This is a genomic window from Paenibacillus sp. J31P190 (genome assembly GCF_059692075.1).
In genome coordinates this window covers 224342-241385 of record NZ_JCAUAS010000003.1, presented here as the reverse complement: position 1 = coordinate 241385, position 17044 = coordinate 224342, and the positions used below count along the sequence as shown (strand labels likewise).

Annotated in this window: 17 protein-coding genes and 1 riboswitch; of the genes, 10 read left to right on the top strand and 7 right to left on the bottom strand. The window is 45.9% G+C overall.

All coding sequences use genetic code 11. The annotated features are described in order from the left end of the window. Positions 1-36: 36 nt before the first annotated feature. Entirely contained in the window at positions 37-669 is a 633-nt protein-coding gene (locus AC58U0_RS08185) for a helix-turn-helix transcriptional regulator (protein WP_497378497.1), read from the top strand. A gap of 43 nt (positions 670-712) precedes the next feature. On the opposite strand, the gene AC58U0_RS08180 is transcribed toward AC58U0_RS08185, so the two are convergent. Continuing rightward, positions 713-1345 carry a bifunctional 4-hydroxy-2-oxoglutarate aldolase/2-dehydro-3-deoxy-phosphogluconate aldolase gene (locus tag AC58U0_RS08180; RefSeq protein WP_497378496.1) on the bottom strand — a complete coding sequence of 211 codons (633 nt, stop codon included), beginning with the start codon at positions 1343-1345 and terminating at the stop codon, positions 713-715. Between the two features lie 176 nt (positions 1346-1521). Between AC58U0_RS08180 and AC58U0_RS08175 the strand changes: the two genes are divergently transcribed. Both AC58U0_RS08175 and AC58U0_RS08170 read left to right on the top strand, forming a co-directional pair. After that, positions 1522-1968 carry a DUF948 domain-containing protein gene (locus tag AC58U0_RS08175; RefSeq protein WP_497378495.1) on the top strand — a complete coding sequence of 149 codons (447 nt, stop codon included), beginning with the start codon at positions 1522-1524 and terminating at the stop codon, positions 1966-1968. 14 nt (positions 1969-1982) lie between these two features. Next, positions 1983-2354: a YtxH domain-containing protein gene (locus AC58U0_RS08170; protein WP_497378494.1), complete on the top strand. Its 372-nt coding sequence runs from the start codon at positions 1983-1985 to the stop codon at positions 2352-2354. 48 nt (positions 2355-2402) lie between these two features. Here AC58U0_RS08170 and AC58U0_RS08165 read toward each other — a convergent pair whose 3' ends face one another. Both AC58U0_RS08165 and AC58U0_RS08160 read right to left on the bottom strand, forming a co-directional pair. After that, complete coding sequence (locus AC58U0_RS08165; RefSeq protein WP_497378493.1) at positions 2403-3518, bottom strand: phosphodiester glycosidase family protein; 1116 nt, start codon at positions 3516-3518, stop codon at positions 2403-2405. A gap of 484 nt (positions 3519-4002) precedes the next feature. Beyond that, positions 4003-4662, bottom strand: coding sequence for a helix-turn-helix domain-containing protein (locus tag AC58U0_RS08160; protein WP_497378492.1), 660 nt, complete (start codon positions 4660-4662; stop codon positions 4003-4005). A gap of 172 nt (positions 4663-4834) precedes the next feature. On the opposite strand from AC58U0_RS08160, the gene AC58U0_RS08155 reads away from it, so the two are divergent. From AC58U0_RS08155 to AC58U0_RS08125, 7 genes are all read left to right on the top strand, one after another. After that, a complete protein-coding gene (locus AC58U0_RS08155) occupies positions 4835-6871 on the top strand; it encodes a glycoside hydrolase family 15 protein (RefSeq protein ID WP_497378491.1) in 2037 nt (678 codons plus the stop codon). 18 nt (positions 6872-6889) lie between these two features. Next, complete coding sequence (locus AC58U0_RS08150; RefSeq protein ID WP_497378490.1) at positions 6890-8053, top strand: glucose 1-dehydrogenase; 1164 nt, start codon at positions 6890-6892, stop codon at positions 8051-8053. A gap of 793 nt (positions 8054-8846) precedes the next feature. Then, a complete protein-coding gene (locus AC58U0_RS08145; protein WP_497378488.1) occupies positions 8847-9266 on the top strand; it encodes a disulfide oxidoreductase in 420 nt (139 codons plus the stop codon). A gap of 85 nt (positions 9267-9351) precedes the next feature. After that, positions 9352-10338, top strand: a complete 987-nt coding sequence (locus AC58U0_RS08140) for a polysaccharide deacetylase family protein (RefSeq protein WP_497378487.1) — start codon at positions 9352-9354, stop codon at positions 10336-10338. A 118-nt stretch (positions 10339-10456) separates the two neighbouring features. Next, the gene (racE, locus tag AC58U0_RS08135) at positions 10457-11266 is read left to right on the top strand and encodes a glutamate racemase (RefSeq protein WP_497378486.1); all 810 of its coding nucleotides are present in this window, start codon (positions 10457-10459) and stop codon (positions 11264-11266) included. Between the two features lie 215 nt (positions 11267-11481). Further along, positions 11482-12357: a M14 family metallopeptidase gene (locus tag AC58U0_RS08130; RefSeq protein WP_497378485.1), complete on the top strand. Its 876-nt coding sequence runs from the start codon at positions 11482-11484 to the stop codon at positions 12355-12357. 102 nt (positions 12358-12459) lie between these two features. Then, positions 12460-12669 carry a hypothetical protein gene (locus tag AC58U0_RS08125; RefSeq protein ID WP_057307023.1) on the top strand — a complete coding sequence of 70 codons (210 nt, stop codon included), beginning with the start codon at positions 12460-12462 and terminating at the stop codon, positions 12667-12669. A 41-nt stretch (positions 12670-12710) separates the two neighbouring features. Here the strand turns inward: AC58U0_RS08125 and AC58U0_RS08120 are convergent, their stop codons facing one another. The 4 genes from AC58U0_RS08120 to AC58U0_RS08105 all read right to left on the bottom strand — a co-directional run bounded on the left by AC58U0_RS08120 (position 12711) and on the right by AC58U0_RS08105 (position 17041). Beyond that, a complete protein-coding gene (locus AC58U0_RS08120) occupies positions 12711-12911 on the bottom strand; it encodes a hypothetical protein (protein ID WP_047686271.1) in 201 nt (66 codons plus the stop codon). Between the two features lie 501 nt (positions 12912-13412). Then, on the bottom strand, positions 13413-13592 hold the full coding sequence (locus tag AC58U0_RS08115) for a hypothetical protein (RefSeq protein ID WP_029199365.1): 180 nt from the start codon (positions 13590-13592) through the stop codon (positions 13413-13415). Positions 13593-13718: 126 nt separating this feature from the next. Continuing rightward, positions 13719-14570: a bifunctional 5,10-methylenetetrahydrofolate dehydrogenase/5,10-methenyltetrahydrofolate cyclohydrolase gene (locus AC58U0_RS08110; protein ID WP_497378483.1), complete on the bottom strand. Its 852-nt coding sequence runs from the start codon at positions 14568-14570 to the stop codon at positions 13719-13721. Between the two features lie 62 nt (positions 14571-14632). Beyond that, a riboswitch (ZMP/ZTP riboswitch) is annotated at positions 14633-14712 on the bottom strand. 79 nt (positions 14713-14791) lie between these two features. Continuing rightward, positions 14792-17041, bottom strand: a complete 2250-nt coding sequence (locus tag AC58U0_RS08105; protein ID WP_497378482.1) for an FAD-dependent oxidoreductase — start codon at positions 17039-17041, stop codon at positions 14792-14794. Positions 17042-17044: the final 3 nt, after the last annotated feature.

Here is a 17044-nt window from a genome sequence, read left to right as displayed (position 1 = left end):
TGAGACTTAAATGACAGTTCCGAGGTAGGTGAGAGAGTGAATCATGCACTTGAGACATCCACGCGTAAAGTGATTCTTTCTATGCTCAAAACTCAGGGACCGCTAAGTGTCCATGATATTTCCAAACAGCTCGGAATTACGGAAATGGCTGTCAGGCGTCATATCCATTCCTTGGAGAAGGATGATCTGCTCGAAACGAAGCTGGTTAGGCAAGCCATGGGAAGACCGTCTAACGTCTATACATTAGCTCCGCAAGCAGATGAATTGTTTCCCAAGAAATACATGCAATTGACGCTTGATTTGCTTGATGAATTAGTAGAAGACGAAGGTCAAGAGAAGATCGAACGACTTTTTGAAGGCAGGCAAGCTAAGCTTGAATCCCGGTATCAATCGCGTATGAACGAGAAAAGCTTGGAAGAGCGGGTGGCTGAGTTAGCGTCTATTCAGAACGAGAATGGATACATGGTGGACTGGTCACAGCTTGGAGAGGACGCGTATATGTTTAGTGAACATAACTGTCCGATAACGCAGGTGGCGAATACGTTTGCCCAAGCTTGTCAGTGTGAGTTAGCCTTGTTCCGGAATTTGCTTGACGCGAACGTGGAGCGAACCGAGTGTTTAGCGAAGGGTGCTAGCAAGTGTGTCTATATTATTCGTCAAAATAAATAACCATCAACCTCACATACGGAGGAAGATGGTTTTTTTGTTTGCCCTAACGCGAAGCAGCAAGGAGACTTGCAGCTTTATTTGTAACCCAATCGAAGCGGCCTGCTTCGATTTCTTTGAGATTAATCAAGGAGCCACCGATGCCTAATCCGTAACAACCTATGTTTAGGAATTGTTTGATATTCTCCTCCGTAACCCCGCCGACGGCTATCAATGGAATTTGGTCTAGAGGACCCATCAATTCTTTGATATATGTGAGACCTAAGCTCGCACTCGGAAATACTTTAACGGCCGTAGCGCCAGCCTTCCATGCTTTAACGATTTCGGTTGGTGTCATAGCGCCTGGGAAAATTGGAATCCCCTCCGTACTGGCCCAACGGATCACTTCCTCATCCATATTCGGAGTCACTAAGAATGAAGCACCTGCATGAACTGCTTTCTTAGCATCTTCTAGATCTAGTACAGTACCAGCGCCAATAAACATGTGCTGACCCGATTTATCCTGCAGCTCGCGAATCATACGCAGAGCCCCTGGTGTATTGAGTGTGACCTCCATGACGGTAATGCCACCTTTAAGAAGTGCGTCAGCTAAAGAGAGAATGTGTGTTTCTTGCACACCTCGAACGATGGCAATGATACGGGTGCGTTCGATTTCTATAAGTCCTTGCTCTCTGTTCATCTTAATCCTCCAAGTGTTCTAGTTTGATTTGTTTTCATTATGACAGGTCTCAGAAATTTTTCCAGCTTTTTTGTGTCAAAACAAGCTGCTCCTACCTATACTGTAGTAAATCATAGGCATTCGTCTAGAAGCCGTCATCAAACCTCACCGTTATTAGCTCACAGGAGGTGCCCGTCATGACATGGATAGAGATAAGTATCGTCAGTTCAGCAGTTGCTTTCATCGTGCTCGTCGGCTTTGCCATTCGCATGTTGATTACCATTGTGCAGATACTAGGCAAGTTGGGCGATACGGCTGCTCAAGCTAAGAAGAACTTAGCTGAGACTGCAGAGCAAGCGGAGCAGTTGATGACGAAGGTAGGGCTGCTCACCGAAGAGGTGCATATGCAGTTACTTACACTAGAGCCGAGTATCCAATCTGTGGAGAAGGCAGGAGCTGCTATAGGGGATGTCGCTTCTGCACTTCGCAAAGCCTCGCGAGTAATGAACGAATCGATTCATGGTGCGGAAAAGGTTGTACATACCCACCAGAAGCGAATCCAAGATGCCATGGAGTGGGCAACGACGGGTTTTGAGCTGTGGCAAAGATGGCAAGCGTATCGGAATGCCAAATCAGACAATTAAGGAGTGGATTTCTCATGTCCAATGAAAGAAAAGGTAAAGATCTTCTCATCGGTGCGGTTGTTGGAGGCATACTCGGAGCGGCAACTGCGCTTCTGTTTGCACCGAAATCAGGCCGTGAATTGAGAAGTGACATTGCGGAGCAAGCGCAAGTGGTTAGCGACAAAACGGTACAAATCGCAAGCAACGTAAGTCAAAAAACGCAAGAAGTTGCGAAAACCGTGAGCACAACAACATCTGAGCTATATGGAAAAGCAAAAGACACAGCCGTAAATGTTGTGGATACCGTTCGTTCCTGGAAAGAGTCCAAGGGTGACGAAGAGTTGGACTCACCTGATGAAGAAGTAAGCGAAGCTGCCGAAGACTTGGTCATTCTAGGAAATCGTTAAAACAGAAAAAGCAGGAAGCTCCTAAAATAGAGCTTTCTGCTTTTTCTTTTACCACTTGGAAGGATCAATTTTGCGAATATCTAAACCTTCCCAAACGTTCTTGATGTTCGCTGTTTCCGGATGATCGAAGAGAAGCCACGCTGTAGGGAGGTAACGTTCCCCGTATTCACTTGATGGCTTGTTGATGATCTCATTCTTATGAACGAGAACTGTTGAGGCGCCACCATCTAAATTCGCAGCCGTTACAGCTCCATGCTCGAGGAAAATCTGCTGTACATCATACAGCGTTGCTCCGATGCTATGCTTCTGTCTGCCATCGATGATAGCGAATAGAATGGAGCCGTCCTTCGTCTGCGCCATGCTGGTGCGCGGAGCAATTCCCCAGCCATCGGCTTGGCTCTTAATCTGCCCAACCCCATTCACAATGAACCGAGGGCTGAACGAAACAGCTTCCTGTACGCCCATGTCCACAAGCTCGGAAACCTTGTACTTGCCTGCAATCATGCGGCCTTCTTTATCGATACCAACAACTTGCACAGTGCCGTTCATGCCTTTGTCATTATAAAAGATTTTGCCTCCGGAGATAACAATTCCTTCAGGCTGGAAGCCGTTTCCTTCCCAATTGGGGTCGATGAATCCTCCACCGTTAACACCAAGAATAGCTCCGGTTCTTTTGACCATAGAGGAAACCTTCTCCCCTTTGCCCGCTTTCTCAGGTACGGCAATTCGAAGCTTTTTCGGATCCGAAATCGTGACGAGCTGTCCTTTGAAATTGGTCCCCGAAATTGGTTCAATGGTGACCAAATCTTTCTTGGCAACAACTGGAGCAAGGGGGGAGTTTTGATTAATTTCAACGAATCCTTTATCTTTCTCATCGCCCATTTCGTCGAACTTCTTCCAATAAGCTTCCACGCGCTTCTGTAATTCTGTAGATCCTATCAAATATTTGGCCCACTCCCTGTGTTGGGTTGTAATCAAAGTGTCAGCCATCATTAATCTTACATTCGAACCAGAGGAAGTTAGGAAAAACCAACATAAGGACATTACAGAAAGTAAGGTAAATCCAAGTACTCCATACACGATAAAGCTCATTCCCGCAGACCTTTTGCGTTTAACTCTCGTTAGACGAGAAGACTGCTGGGAGGTCGTTTGTTGTACAGCCATTTATTCTTTACCTATCCTCTCTGCCAAAAAATCAATCTAACCATCCATATAAATAAACGAAAAGAAAGGAGAAAAAGTTTCATAAACGAATGAGCTTTTCTCCTTTTTTTGTAAGATAAGAATTTATATGTTTTGGGTGACCGATAGGTTACCCTTTATTACAGGTGAGATAAGGCCTGATATTCGCGCTGAGTGTGGTTTGGAACGATGATATCCATCGTTGCAGAAGAAAACAGTGCTGGCTCCCGCGCTGCGTGCAACATGTAACGATGTTTTACATCGTTACAGAGGGCTCTGCTGAGCTATTGCGCGCTGGAACGATGATATTCATCGTTGCAGAAGAAAACAGTGCTGGCTCCCGCGCTGCGTGCAACATGTAACGATGTTTTTCATCGTTCCAGATGTCCAAGTAGCTGGGAGGAGGGACCTTGCTAATGGCAAGGGTTTTCTTACAAACGCGCTCGTCCCTTTATCCTTCGTATTCTTAAATATGCCGCTTTAAAGCTTGGAAAAGTGAATCCGTTCCAGAGTTACGGTCGTATTGAAACTCCAATCCCATTCCTGTGTTACTTGCTACACTGCGGACGATTAAATCATGGTATTTCTTCTGACGAATCGCAGCGATAACGACAAATTTGCTGACTCCTAGAGGATCGAAATAAAGTTTTCCTTCTTTTTCGATGTATTTCTGCACATGATTTAGGTTGACGAATAAGTCGGTATCCATCTTCTTAAATCCTTGCTCTTCAAGCTTATCTAGAAAATGACTGAAATCCAGTAAGGAATTTACACTTCGGCTAACTTTGCCAATTCGTGTATGGTAAGTAATTTCCTTCGTACTGACTTCGATAAACAGTGTATCCGACATAGGGACTAGCTCCTGCTCATTGATGGCATGGATGTCCTCTTTTTCGAGATACCCGGCTTTCTCCATAAGTTCTGTATATGAAAAGTTGTAGGCATCCGACAGCTTTTTCAGCGTGACAGGTGAGGGTTTGATTTTCTCATTGGTGGAACGATTCCGCTCTAGTTCAAGATCTCTGATGTAGGCATGTGAAAGTCCGCTTTTATGGGCTGCTTCACGCAAAGACATCTTACCCCGTAAGCTTTCCAAAAATTTACCGAATCCTTCAAATTGTTTCATAATAACGTATCCCTCCATATGTTTTAATTGTAAATGAATTCGAACGAAATGAACATATTTAAGGCGCGAATTGGTGCCAATTACCTCAAAATCCAGCCAAGAACCGCCGCGTGCATATTTAAGCACTCAATTTGGTAAATTAGTAGCAATATCTTGGAAAGAGGCTGATGGAATGGCAAGAGATTTACCCATAGGAAACGGGAATGTACTCATTAATTTCGACGCTGCTTATAATATTCGTGACATGTATTACCCTTTAGTAGGTCAAGAGAATCAATCTAGTGATCATCTTTCACATTTTGGCATTTGGTGTCCGGAAGGATTCTTCTGGATTGACGATCCAGAGGTTTCAAAAAAGCTCAATTATTTGGAAGATTCGCTTGTTACTAACGCTGATTGCGCTCATGAAAGGTTAGGTCTGGGTTTCGTTATTCGTGATGGGGTCGATGTACAGCAGAATGTGTTTTTGCGCAAGGTGAAGGTAGAAAACCGCTTTGATGTGGAAAGAGAAATCAAACTGTATTTTCATTTGGATCTCCAAATCTATGGGAATGGCGTCGGAGATACGATTTATTATGATCCTGAGCTGAATTCACTTTTATTTTATAAGGGTCATCGATATATGTCACTATCTTGCTTGTCTCCAGACGCCGAGAAAGCCATGCCTAGCGGTTATGCTACGGGACAAAAAGGGATTCATGGTCTGGAGGGAACATGGCGTGATGCTGAGGATGGCCATCTAGGCGGTAATCCAATCGCGCAGGGATCTGTTGACGGTGTAATTGAATTGACGATGAAGCTACCGCCAAAGAGCGCGAAAGATGCTTGGTTCTGGGTCTGTTTTGGGCGCACAAAGCAGGAGGTTGAACGTTTAGAGCGATTACTTCGCACAGCAACCCCGCAAAAGTTATTACAACGAACTCATGATCATTGGGTGAAATGGGTGAATCAGGACGCCCACCAGCTATCACTGCTTAAGCCTGATTTGGAATCATTTTATAAGCGATGTTTGTTGATTACCCGAACAAACGTCGACAATCGAGGAGCCATCATTGCGGCGAATGATTCGGATATCTTGAAATTTGCCAAGGATACATACTCGTATATGTGGCCGCGTGATGGCGCATTGGTGTCACATGCGCTAGACAGGGCAGGGTATTACGAATTATCTAGGAAATTTTTTGATTTTTGTATAAAGGTGCTAACGCCTGAAGGCTATCTCATGCACAAATATAACCCTGACAGTTCGGTTGGCTCGAGCTGGCATCCCTGGGTGGATAGCCGGGGGAATAAGCAGCTTGCGATTCAAGAGGATGAGACAGCCCTCGTGCTGTATACGTTATGGCATCACCATAAGCTGGCTGGGACGATAGAGAACTCACGTGAGGATTATGAGAAATTTGTGAAGCCCGCAGCGGACTTTCTCGTTCGATACCGGGATGCTTCCGGACTTCCTTTGCCCTCCTATGACCTCTGGGAAGAGCGTTATGGCGTACTAGCCTTCACAGTATCATCGGTCTACGCCGGACTTATAGCCGCAGCACGTTTTGCCGAATATCATCAGGATAAAGTACGCTCCATCTACTATGCAGATATCGCAGGTCAAGTGAAGAAAGCAGCCGAACAGCATCTGTATGCACCGGATCAGAACCGCTTTTTGCGGGCTTTATATTGGAATTACGAGCAAAATACATATGTGCCGGACTACACACTCGATATGAGTATGTATGCACTATTTGACTTCGGCTTGTTTGAGCTTGAAGATCCGCGGATTGTGGCAACGATGAAGATTTTGAAAGAAAAATTGTGGGTACATACAGATATCGGGGGTATCGCTCGTTATGAGAATGACTATTATCATCAAGTCACTAATGATGTAGCTAAGGTACCGGGCAATCCTTGGTTTATATGTACTCTTTGGTACGCAGAATGGCTGGTGGCGTCTGCCAAAACCGTTCAGGACTTGTTGGAAGCGGAAAAATTGATGCGTTGGGCTATTCTGCATGCTGCGCCTTCAGGGGCGATGGCTGAGCAAGTGCATCCTTTCACAGGAGAGCCTATGTCCGTTTCACCATTGACCTGGTCACATGCTTCCTTTATTAAGGTGACGCAAGAATATTTGTCGAAATTAAAATTATTGACCTCGAAGGGAACGAAGCAAGCCGTTGATGCGAGTGAGGATAAAGTATTGGAACCCGTCGTTCATTAGTTGGAAGGAGAGGAAGTCATGAAGGCAATTCGCGTCAAACAGCTTCGACAGGGGAACCCGACTATTCAGCTTGAAGATGTGAAGAACCCCGTGATTTCAGGGCCTCAAGAAGTCATTGTAAAGGTGCTTGCAGTTGGGCTGGACGGCACAGACAAGGAAATTCTACAGGAGAAATACGGCGTTCCTCCCGAAGGCGAAGATGATTTGACCACGGGGCATGAGTCGCTGGGGGTTGTGACTGAAGCTGGAGCGGAAAGTGGATTCCAGCTAGGGGATCTTGTAACCGCAATTGTCAGACGGCCTTGCAGAAATCAAAGCTGCGTCAATTGCCGCAATGGTCATTCGGACTTTTGTCAGACCGGTGAGTTTGTAGAACGGGGCATTAAAGGGGCTCACGGCTTCCTCTCCGAGTATTACAAAGAGGAAGGTCGATATTTGGTTCAGGTGCCGAAGGAACTGCTGAGACATGGGGTGCTAGTCGAGCCGCAGAGCATCGTTGAGAAAGTTTGGGATCAAGTGCTGCGGGTCCAGCAGCGATTGATATGGGAGCCGAGAACAGCCCTCATACTCGGGTCTGGACCGCTTGGTTTGCTCGCTGCGATGACCTGCCGCCTGCTGGGGCTGGAAGCGTACGTCTGGTCCAAATCTCCGCAGGACAGTCTGCAAGCGCAGCTTGTGAAGGACAGCGGAGGTGTATTTAAGGAGGCCGGCGCTGACAGCAGCAGCGCGGCGACCATGACGGCTTATGCCGAAGGTCTCGGCAAGCCGATAGATTTGATCCTCGAATGCACGGGTTACAGCCCGCTAGCCTTCGAGGCCATGTCTGTTCTAGCGCCGAACGGTGTATTGGCGCTGCTGGGTGTCACGCCAGCGGATCGTAAGCTGGAGATTTCATCCGACATGCTCAACCAGAGCATGGTGCTGGAGAATAAGTGCGTAATCGGCTCGGTTAACGCTTCGCGCAAAGATTTCGAGACCGCCATTTACCGCTTACAGCAAATGGAGAAGCAGTTTCCAGGCTGGCTCGACCGCTTGGTTACGAATCGAATGACTTTGGAAGACGTGCCAAAGCTGGATTTTAAAACCATACCGATCAAAGCCGTTGTGGATATTGTTCCTGTGGAACAGTGGGTTGATCTCGTGAAACAAACGAATGAAGTGGTGTATAGCTTCTCCGTTTAATGGAAGTTGGGCTGTCTCTAAAGCCAATTTATGATTTCCGAGCACCCACTAAGAGTCGAATTTCATAAATAAAAGAAGCTCCATCTCGCACTGTACTAGTGGAAATGGAGATTTTTTTGTGTAATATTTGGGACGTTCTCTATCATGCGAATACTTTTGAGACAGCCCCATTTTCCATACTCGGGAGTGAATCCATCCCCCCCAAGTCTGCGCTTGGGGACCCGTTTAACGCGGTTCGATACGGAAAATAGGGCAACTGAAGCTGCTTATTTGTTCGAATAGCTCTTGTTATGGATACTTAAGCAAGCTATGTTTGCTTATTGATCGCTAATGCGCCCAGAATGTCATGTTTTTGCAGAACATTAGCACGATCTGTGGTCTTATCTCACGAGATACCTCGATAATTAGAAGGAATTAGCACACCTAACTTGCCTATTCATTCCTATCGCAATGTAGATATTTTAAATGACCTAGCGGCAGTCTAGGTTTGTACTCGAGATAGATATGGATATGTTTCACATGCCAAATCGGCTATAAAGAAGCTCCATCTCGCACTGTACTAGTGTGAAGTGCACCCCCTAGAATTTTCATCGGTTTAACCCAGGGGTTTTTCCAATGTCTATTCTAAGGGGTGCACTTCACCACTGTGCTTGTGGAATTGGAGGTTCTTTTGCGTAAAATTCGGGACGTTCTCAATCATGCGAAGTCTTTTGAGAAAGCCCTATTTTTCGTTCTTGTTAGACTTCCTTTCTCAATTTTTTTATAATAAGGAAAAAGGGGAGGACGAGATTTGATGTCTAACAAATGGTTACGAGATAATGGCATGCACTTATCATGGCTTCTAGCATTAATAGCCACATTAGGAAGCTTGTATTTCTCAGAGATTATGAACTTTATTCCTTGTAAGTTATGTTGGTATCAACGCATACTTATGTATCCATTAGTTGTCCTATTAGGGATTGCAGCCGTGCGCAGAGACTACAAATTAACGATCTATGCGATGCCGCTGACCATCTGGGGAGCTTGTATTTCTATCTACCATGTTCTACTGCAATCGGGTGTATTTCACGAATCAGCAACAAGCTGTGGCCCTATTCCATGTGATGTTGATTACTTGAACTGGCTGGGCTTCATCACGATTCCTATGCTTGCCGGAACAGCCTTTATTCTCATCACTATTCTTCAATTTATGACGTATCGAGCTACGAAATAACACCGTTTACCTAAAATAGGCAGGGAATTTGTCTAGCGCTGTCGAAATGAATACATGAGTATTCATTCCAAAACGAGGTGCTACGATGACGCCAATTACCAAAAGTGCTGCACTACTGATCGTTCTAAGCGCAACATTGATCGGTTGTGCAGACAAAAGCCTGTTATCCCCAAACTTGAGTCAAGCTCAAAATACTACGCCACAAGCAACAGCAAGTGCAGCTGCGACTCCAACTCCAACTCCTAAATCAACTGTTAAACCCATACCCACACCTCAATCTACACCAGTTCCCAGTGCGACACCGAAGCCAACAACGGCTCCAGAGCCAACTGCAACACCAAAGCCAGCAGTGGTAGGCAACTTTTCCAAAACGAAGTCAGTGACTGGCGATCGCGTACCTTATTCTTGGTATTACATGAAAAAGAAAACGGGGCAAGTTCCTGATTTTCCAAAAGAAACAAAATCCTTCACGGCCGACCAGAAAGCAGTTTGGGTTGGGACCGGTAAAAAGGTTTATTTAACAATCGATGCTGGAGGACCCTTGATTGAAGTCGATCTTATGCTTAAATCGTTGAAAGAAAACGATGTGAAAGCGAATTTCTTTATTTCGGGCAATAACATTAAGAAAAATCCGGAGTATTTGAAAAAGGTTGTAGCAGATGGTCATTTCGTTGCCAACCATACGATGACTCATAACGATTTTAATGACATGACCGATGACCAGATTCGCAAAGAAATTACGGATTTCGAAGCCTTATATACCAAGCTTACAGGTAAAGAAGTTGAGAAATATTTCCGCTTTCCTTATGGACATTACAATCTACATAACTTGAACTTAGTATCCAGTATGGGCTATACCTCTGTATTCTGGTCAACAGCTATGCGAGATTGGGAACCGAGAGCCAACGGGGCAGAAGATCCATACAATGATATTATGAATAATTTGCATGATGGCAATGTGATATTGATGCATCAGGGATCTTTAGAAAATATGCAGGCGCTGTCTCGTATCTGTAAAGAAATCAAGAAAAAAGGCTATGAATTCGGAATTGTGAGTGAACTCCATTCCTAACAAAGTAGGTGTCCGACCAGAAATCTGATACGTTCACCTAGGTACCTTTCAGCTTGGACGCTCATATCCTATTCATGTGGTTACGTAATTCATTAACCGGCAAAGGAAGCGGATAGGTGTGCAGCAAGCGATAGCCGTACTGGACTCGGGAGTCGGAGGATTGACTGTAGTAAAAGAACTTATGAGACAGCTTCCGCAGGAAAAAGTGATTTATTTCGGAGATACAGCACGAAGTCCGTATGGTCCCCTATCTGCTGAAGAAGTAAGAATCTTCACGCGGCAAATCGTCGAGTACTTAATTCAATTTAACCCTAAAATGATTGTTATCGCTTGTAATACAGCAACCGCAGTGGCTATAGAAGATATTCGTGAACAGGTATCTATTCCTGTGATTGGCGTTATTTTGCCAGGAGCGAGAGCCGCGATCAAAAATACGCGAAGCGGTATCATTGGGGTTATCGGTACGGATGGCACAATCCGCAGCAAAGCATATGAACATGCACTAAGGTTGATTTCGCCGAACATTCAAGTGTATAGCGAAGCTTGCCCTCTTCTAGCACCTTTCGTGGAAAAAGGGCTTTTCGGTGCGGATAGTGCAAACGCGATTGTCGAGCAATCTCTCAGACAGCTAATCGGCAAGCCGATAGATTGCTTAATTCTTGGCTGCACCCACTACCCCTTTCTAGTGGAGGCCATTTCTCGTGTCATGGGACCAGAGGTGACCTTGATTTCTTCGGCAGACGAAACGGCAAGAGAAATCAGTACGATCCTTTACCACCGCGACATCCTGGCCTCATCGGGGCGGCTTCCTATCCATCAATTTTTTTGCAGCGGTGAGCCAGAATTATTTAAGAGAATTGCACAGAATTGGCTAAAAGAGCAAATTTCTATAACGCCTGTCGTTTGGCAGGTGCCTAATATTTTATAAGTGATGAAAATAGACCCTGATTGGGTCTATTTTTATTTTTAGAGGAATCTAACAATTGTAGGAATAACTCCAAAATCTGATTAGTCTCCCACGTACACCATTACTCATGCGTCCAGCATCGGCTAAAGGTATCTCCGCATGAATCCGCATGATTCGAAGCCTGCGGGCATAATCATAGCCATACGAACTAAGTAAATGGGCTGTGAGGTGGTCGTGTGTTAGGATACGGGTATTGGACACTTTGTGAAGAACTGAACCGGCTCTGCAAGATATATCCTTTTCTTCATGTAGAAGAGATAGGCGCAAGTGTGATGGGGAAAAGCATACCAGCTCTGCGAATTGGTCAAGGTACGAAAGAGATGCATTTCAACGCAGCGATGCATGCGAATGAATGGATAACGACCCCGTTATTAATGCAATTCGTGGAAGACCTTGCTTGCTCCTATGCAAGAGGGACGGCATGGCATGGCAGCAACATTAGGAGGCTCCTATCGGAGTATTCACTTTGGGTTGTACCGATGGTGAATCCCGATGGCGTGGAACTTGTTCTGTCTGGTGTTAATGAGGAACATCCCTACCAAGAGCCGTTGTTGAATTGGAATGGAGGATCACTGGATTTCAGGAATTGGAAGGCCAATATTCGCGGTGTTGATCTCAATGACCAGTTCCCTGCACACTGGGAAGAAGAGGCAGTGCGTAGAGAGAAGACTGGACCTGGTGAGCGTGATTACGGTGGAGAAGCACCGTTAACGGAGCCGGAGGCAGCAGCTTTAGCTCAATTTACAGAATGCCATGACTTTGAGCTTGTCATCGCGCTGCATACCCAAGGTAGGGAGATTTATTGGAATTATCGCGACTATGAGCCACCGGAATCTGAAGTATTTGCCGAGCGATTAGCCCTAGCCAGCAGCTATCAGGCTGTTAAGCTGACGGATAGTGACGCGGGTTACAAAGACTGGTTCATCCAACAATTTCGAAGACCCGGTTTTACCGTTGAAGTAGGATTTGGGGTGAACCCCCTGCCAGTGGAATCTTTCGCAGCACTCTATGAGGAATTGGTTCCGATCCTTTTGACAGCGATGGAGCTTTAAAATTTGTCATAGACAAGTATAACGAACTTGAGCATGCTTCCCAAGAACCGTTCCGCCCAGACTTCATATACTGAAGTAAGGAAACTGTTGGGAGGCGTGGATATGGCACCACCTAAAGGGAAGGGCAAGGCATCCAAGAAGAAAGAACTTTCATCTAGAGTGCAGTACACGATGAGGCTTGTGGAATCGTCCACTTGTGCGGTTTGTAAGACACCGTGCACAAGAGGACTTCGGTACTTGGCTATGATGTCTGAGCCAGGAGCCGTTGGTAAAGGTGTTCCGTGTATTTTGACAAGAAGAAAAGTCACCTAATGCAAAGTCCACGCCCTTGTTATTTAAGGCGTGGACTTTCTTTATTGCGGGATATGTTCGCTTGGGATGGAGCACTTATTTTCAATAAAACGAATTTGATTCTCAAGTCGATTCCGATGCTCTTCTTGTTCTTTGTCGGAAGAGGCTGCTTGCCCTTGGAATTGTTCAAGTTCTTGTTTTAAACTATGTAGGTCAGAGCCCGCATTCGCACAGTCATAATTGCTTTCTAACTGATCGAGCATATATAGGCCTCCTGAAGTGGAATAACGTTATTTCTTACCTTTCTTGTTGCGTTTCTGATCTGTTGTTCTTGTTGTTGTATTTTGTCTGGCGTGCCCTTGCTGCTTATGATCTTCTGACATTTGGTTGTTCACTCCTTGAAAAGTTGGATTTTGGGCGGTGCGAGATTATTATAAGCATTCGGCTGAATTTGATACGATAAAAATAAAAACCCCGCGAACGATTAAAGATCGTTCGTTAGGGCTGAGCTGTGATATGAAATGATGCCGTTAACTCTAACCTTTCTTATTGGTTTTCTGATCTTGTGCACGTGCCGTTGTATTTTTTTGGGATTGTCCTGTTTTTTTATGAGACTCAGACATGGTTGTTCACTCCTTAAAATGTAGGATTTTTGCGCTGCGAGATTATTATAAGCATTTGACCGAATTTGATGCGATAAAATTAAAAAGCCCCGCGAACGAATTGGAATCGTCCGTCAGGGCTGAGCTCTGAATAGGTATGGATTAATGGTTCGGTGTCAGCAATTTATCTTCTAAGGATTGTTTAACCTTCTTGATCGCATCTGTCTCTAATTTGTGGTTTTGGTTAAATTTAGTGCCTGTCAATGCAAGCGCTTCCTTAACCGTCATTTCCACACGAATCAATTCTTCACCTTGCGGGATTTGCACGGAATTATTGGGCATTTGTATCACTCCTATGTCAACTTTTTGAAGTGGAAACCTTGATTTGATGCACTTTTAATATAACACACCATGTAAGGTTAAACAAGGGTTATTAAGACCTATTTTAGAAAAAAGAATGTCGGAAACTCAAGTTATAAGATTGCTTTTTTCGGCAGCAAGAACGGTGTGTTTGAGCAGCATGGCGATGGTCACCGGGCCAATTCCAGCAGGGACAGGGGTAATTGCACTTGCCTTTATTAGACAAGCTTCGAAATCGACATCGCCAATGTTGCCAGCATTATATCCAGCATCTAAAACGACAGCACCTTCCTTCATCCATGCTCCTTGAATAAAAGCAGGTTTACCAACTGCTGCAACAACAATATCAGCTAACCCGATAATTAGGGGGAGATTATTTGTTTTTGAATGGCAAATGGTTACGGTTGCGTTTCTGTTCAGGAGCATAAGTGATACGGGTTTACCTAGAATCGGACTCCGACCAACGATTACCGCATGCTTGCCTTCAATTGGAATCTGATAATAATCCAGAATAGCTAGAATGGCTGCCGGGGTACAGGATGGAAAGCTGGCCGCTCCAAAAGCATTTTGAGCAAAGCCTAGGAGGGTAACGCCATCCACATCTTTTTCGATCTGAATGGCTTCAAACGCGGCTCTTTCATCAATATGGTGCGGAACCGGATGCTGCAATAAAATACCATGGATTTGAGGATCCGCGTTTAATTGTTGAATAACAGCAATAAGCTCCTCTGTTGTAGTTGCTTTATTTAGGTGGATTCGTCTGGAATCAATGCCTAACCGCTTGCATGCGCTGCTTTTCATACGTACATAGGTTTCGGAAGAAGGGTCATCGCCAACAAGTATGGTAGCTAAACACGGTAAGACACCTCTTGCGGACAGTTGGTTGATTCTTTCGACTAAAGTTTCGTTCATGCTTTTCGCGACACGTGTACCATCCAAAATTAATTTTTCTGAATTCATTTTACCCTCAACCCTTCATTTGTTTGTAAAAACACAAAGAGGTAAGGGGGATGACTCCCCCTTACCTCTGCCCAGGCGTACGGCTGTAAGATCAATGTGCTTCCTCATGGGTATCCATGCTTCGCCAGTCACACATCAACTTTTAATTAATCTAATCATAATGGAAGGTTATGGACTACGCAACTCTTAAAATGATTGATGGTTGTTGATAATTGTCTTGATCAACCATAGCAACGGATTTCTACAATTTCTGCCCGTTCCGTCCCGTTCGTCGCTTCAACGACCACGCGAAGTCGATCAGTCGTCACAGCTTCCGGCAAAAGATGAACATGATTACGTGTATGATTATCGAGCCTATCAGCCACTGTGATCCAGTCACCGCCGACGAAGGCCTGTATTTTATAGTCTTTGACCAGTTCAGGAATAATCTCGAATTCCGTCCGATGATGATGCAAATTAATTAAATCTTCGTTCACGTCATCACTGAAAGTGAGATGTACACTTCGAATCTGCACAGCCTCTGGCCAACTGGCTTCAAGCCATTCAGGCTGGGAGACCTCAAGGCCGGCTGACGACCATAGATGAGGGCCTCCGTAAGGACGCTTATACCCATCGGCAGCTTTATCGGCTGCGAATGCGGATGTGGGCGAGAGCAGACGGAAGCAGATTGGCTTCCGGATAAATGCTTTAGCGCTCCAATTAATGACCGGCTGATGATGATGCATATCACCGAAATCTACGGTTTCTTCTGATGCAGCATCATGCTTGAAGGACAGCACACCCGTTTGTGGTCTAGCGGATAGATGGACGGAAAGCGCCGGGTTGCTTCTGAGAATGATAAAAGCATTCTGAGCGGTTTCAGGGTGCCAAGAAAGAGCAGCCTTTACCCACTGCTGAGAACCCTTAGCCACAGCTATTTGAATGGACGTCACCTGTGTGTGTGGGACGTAGTTCTGCGGCTTCCCAGTACTCCAAAGCTCGACTGTCAGCTCCGTTGCCGCCGAAGCATCCAGCAGCAGCTCGATGCCGTCAATGAACGGATCTGCCGGCACGAGAAGCGCCACATGCGCGTTCAGCGGCAGCACCGACGCAGATTGCTCTAGCGCAAGTTGCGTCAAGGTGCTGGACGCCGTCATCTCTGCGCGGAGCACGAGGTCAGCCGCATCTGCGTTCTTCAGACCGAGGACGGCTGCATCCTGTCGAAGCAGCGTCTGCTGAAGCTCGCTCAAGTGGCTGCTGTGCAGCTCGCGGGGGGAGATGCCCTTTGCCGCGCAAAGAGCGGCTCCTGTGCCCGCGGCTTCGCCAATGACGGCACATGTCGCCATGACGCGAGTCGTGCCAAAGGCAACGTGGGAAGCGCTGATGTTGCGTCCCGCCATCAGCATATTCGTCACGTTGACGGAGTAGAGGGAACGGAACGGGATATGATAACTGCCGTCCATATGCATATGTTTAGAACCTTTGGCTGTGGCATACATCCCTTGCGGTGGATGTAAATCGATGGACCAGCCACCGAAAGCAACACGGTCTTCAAACTGCTCCTGCGCGATGATATCGTTCTGATTAAGCACGTAGTCCCCAACGAAACGACGATATTCTCTTTTCCCCGGAATGGAGCCGATCCATTCGAGCGTCAGGTTTTCACTCTCGAATTTACCGGAATTTTTGATATAATCCCAAATACCATAGATAACAGAGGACAGCTCATCTCGGATTCGCTCATTTTCATGTACAACATCATGCTCACCGCCCCACTCAATCCACCAATAAGCGCAGCCATTATCTCCGCTGCGAATGACGCGTTTCATGGGAATGGACGTTTGAGTGATGTCTTTCGCGAAGCTTGGTGCGATATATTTGACCGGGCGGCCTGCGTCTTTTGTATAGAACAGCATGGTGCTTCCTAGTGTAATATCGTCCGCGACTAGCGGTGCCCATTCCTCATTAAACTCCTCTTGGGCTTCACGCCCAATACGATACTTCGCACCTGCGAGGAAACCGACTAGCCCATCGCCTGTACAATCAAGGTATACACGGCTATCGAAACGGATACGTCGTTCAGATCCCATCATCCAGCCTGTGACAGAACGAATCGTTCGACTAGTCTCGTCACCATCGGCATGGACTTCATGGACATCCGTGTTTAAGAACAACGTGATATTCTTCTCTGCTTTGACTTTTTCCAGTACGATGAGGTCCCAGATATAAGGGTTTCCGTCGATATTACGGTACTGATTCTCCACAAATAGTTCACCCATGATGCCGGTTTCTCTAGCATTTCGATGAACTCCATGAGAGGTAGCGCCGCATACCCAGACACGAACCTCGCTGCTGGCATTACCGCCAAGGACAGGACGATTTTGGACGAGAGAGACAGTTTGGCCTAACCGAGCCGCAGCGACAGCCGCACAAACACCTGCTAATCCGCCGCCGACTACGGTTATGTCTGATAAAACAAATTCATGCTTCATAAC

Coding starts and splice junctions, on each gene's coding strand:
- AC58U0_RS08160 (WP_497378492.1), bottom strand. CDS start 4,662: ATGAAACAATTTGAAGGATTCGGTAAATTTTTGGAAAGCTTACGGGGT.
- AC58U0_RS08140 (WP_497378487.1), top strand. CDS start 9,352: ATGACGCCAATTACCAAAAGTGCTGCACTACTGATCGTTCTAAGCGCA.
- AC58U0_RS08115 (WP_029199365.1), bottom strand. CDS start 13,592: ATGCCCAATAATTCCGTGCAAATCCCGCAAGGTGAAGAATTGATTCGT.
- AC58U0_RS08150 (WP_497378490.1), top strand. CDS start 6,890: ATGAAGGCAATTCGCGTCAAACAGCTTCGACAGGGGAACCCGACTATT.
- AC58U0_RS08105 (WP_497378482.1), bottom strand. CDS start 17,041: ATGAAGCATGAATTTGTTTTATCAGACATAACCGTAGTCGGCGGCGGA.
- AC58U0_RS08165 (WP_497378493.1), bottom strand. CDS start 3,518: ATGGCTGTACAACAAACGACCTCCCAGCAGTCTTCTCGTCTAACGAGA.
- AC58U0_RS08170 (WP_497378494.1), top strand. CDS start 1,983: ATGTCCAATGAAAGAAAAGGTAAAGATCTTCTCATCGGTGCGGTTGTT.
- AC58U0_RS08180 (WP_497378496.1), bottom strand. CDS start 1,345: ATGAACAGAGAGCAAGGACTTATAGAAATCGAACGCACCCGTATCATT.
- AC58U0_RS08155 (WP_497378491.1), top strand. CDS start 4,835: ATGGCAAGAGATTTACCCATAGGAAACGGGAATGTACTCATTAATTTC.
- AC58U0_RS08125 (WP_057307023.1), top strand. CDS start 12,460: ATGGCACCACCTAAAGGGAAGGGCAAGGCATCCAAGAAGAAAGAACTT.
- AC58U0_RS08175 (WP_497378495.1), top strand. CDS start 1,522: ATGACATGGATAGAGATAAGTATCGTCAGTTCAGCAGTTGCTTTCATC.
- AC58U0_RS08110 (WP_497378483.1), bottom strand. CDS start 14,570: ATGAATTCAGAAAAATTAATTTTGGATGGTACACGTGTCGCGAAAAGC.
- AC58U0_RS08145 (WP_497378488.1), top strand. CDS start 8,847: ATGTCTAACAAATGGTTACGAGATAATGGCATGCACTTATCATGGCTT.
- AC58U0_RS08120 (WP_047686271.1), bottom strand. CDS start 12,911: ATGCTCGATCAGTTAGAAAGCAATTATGACTGTGCGAATGCGGGCTCT.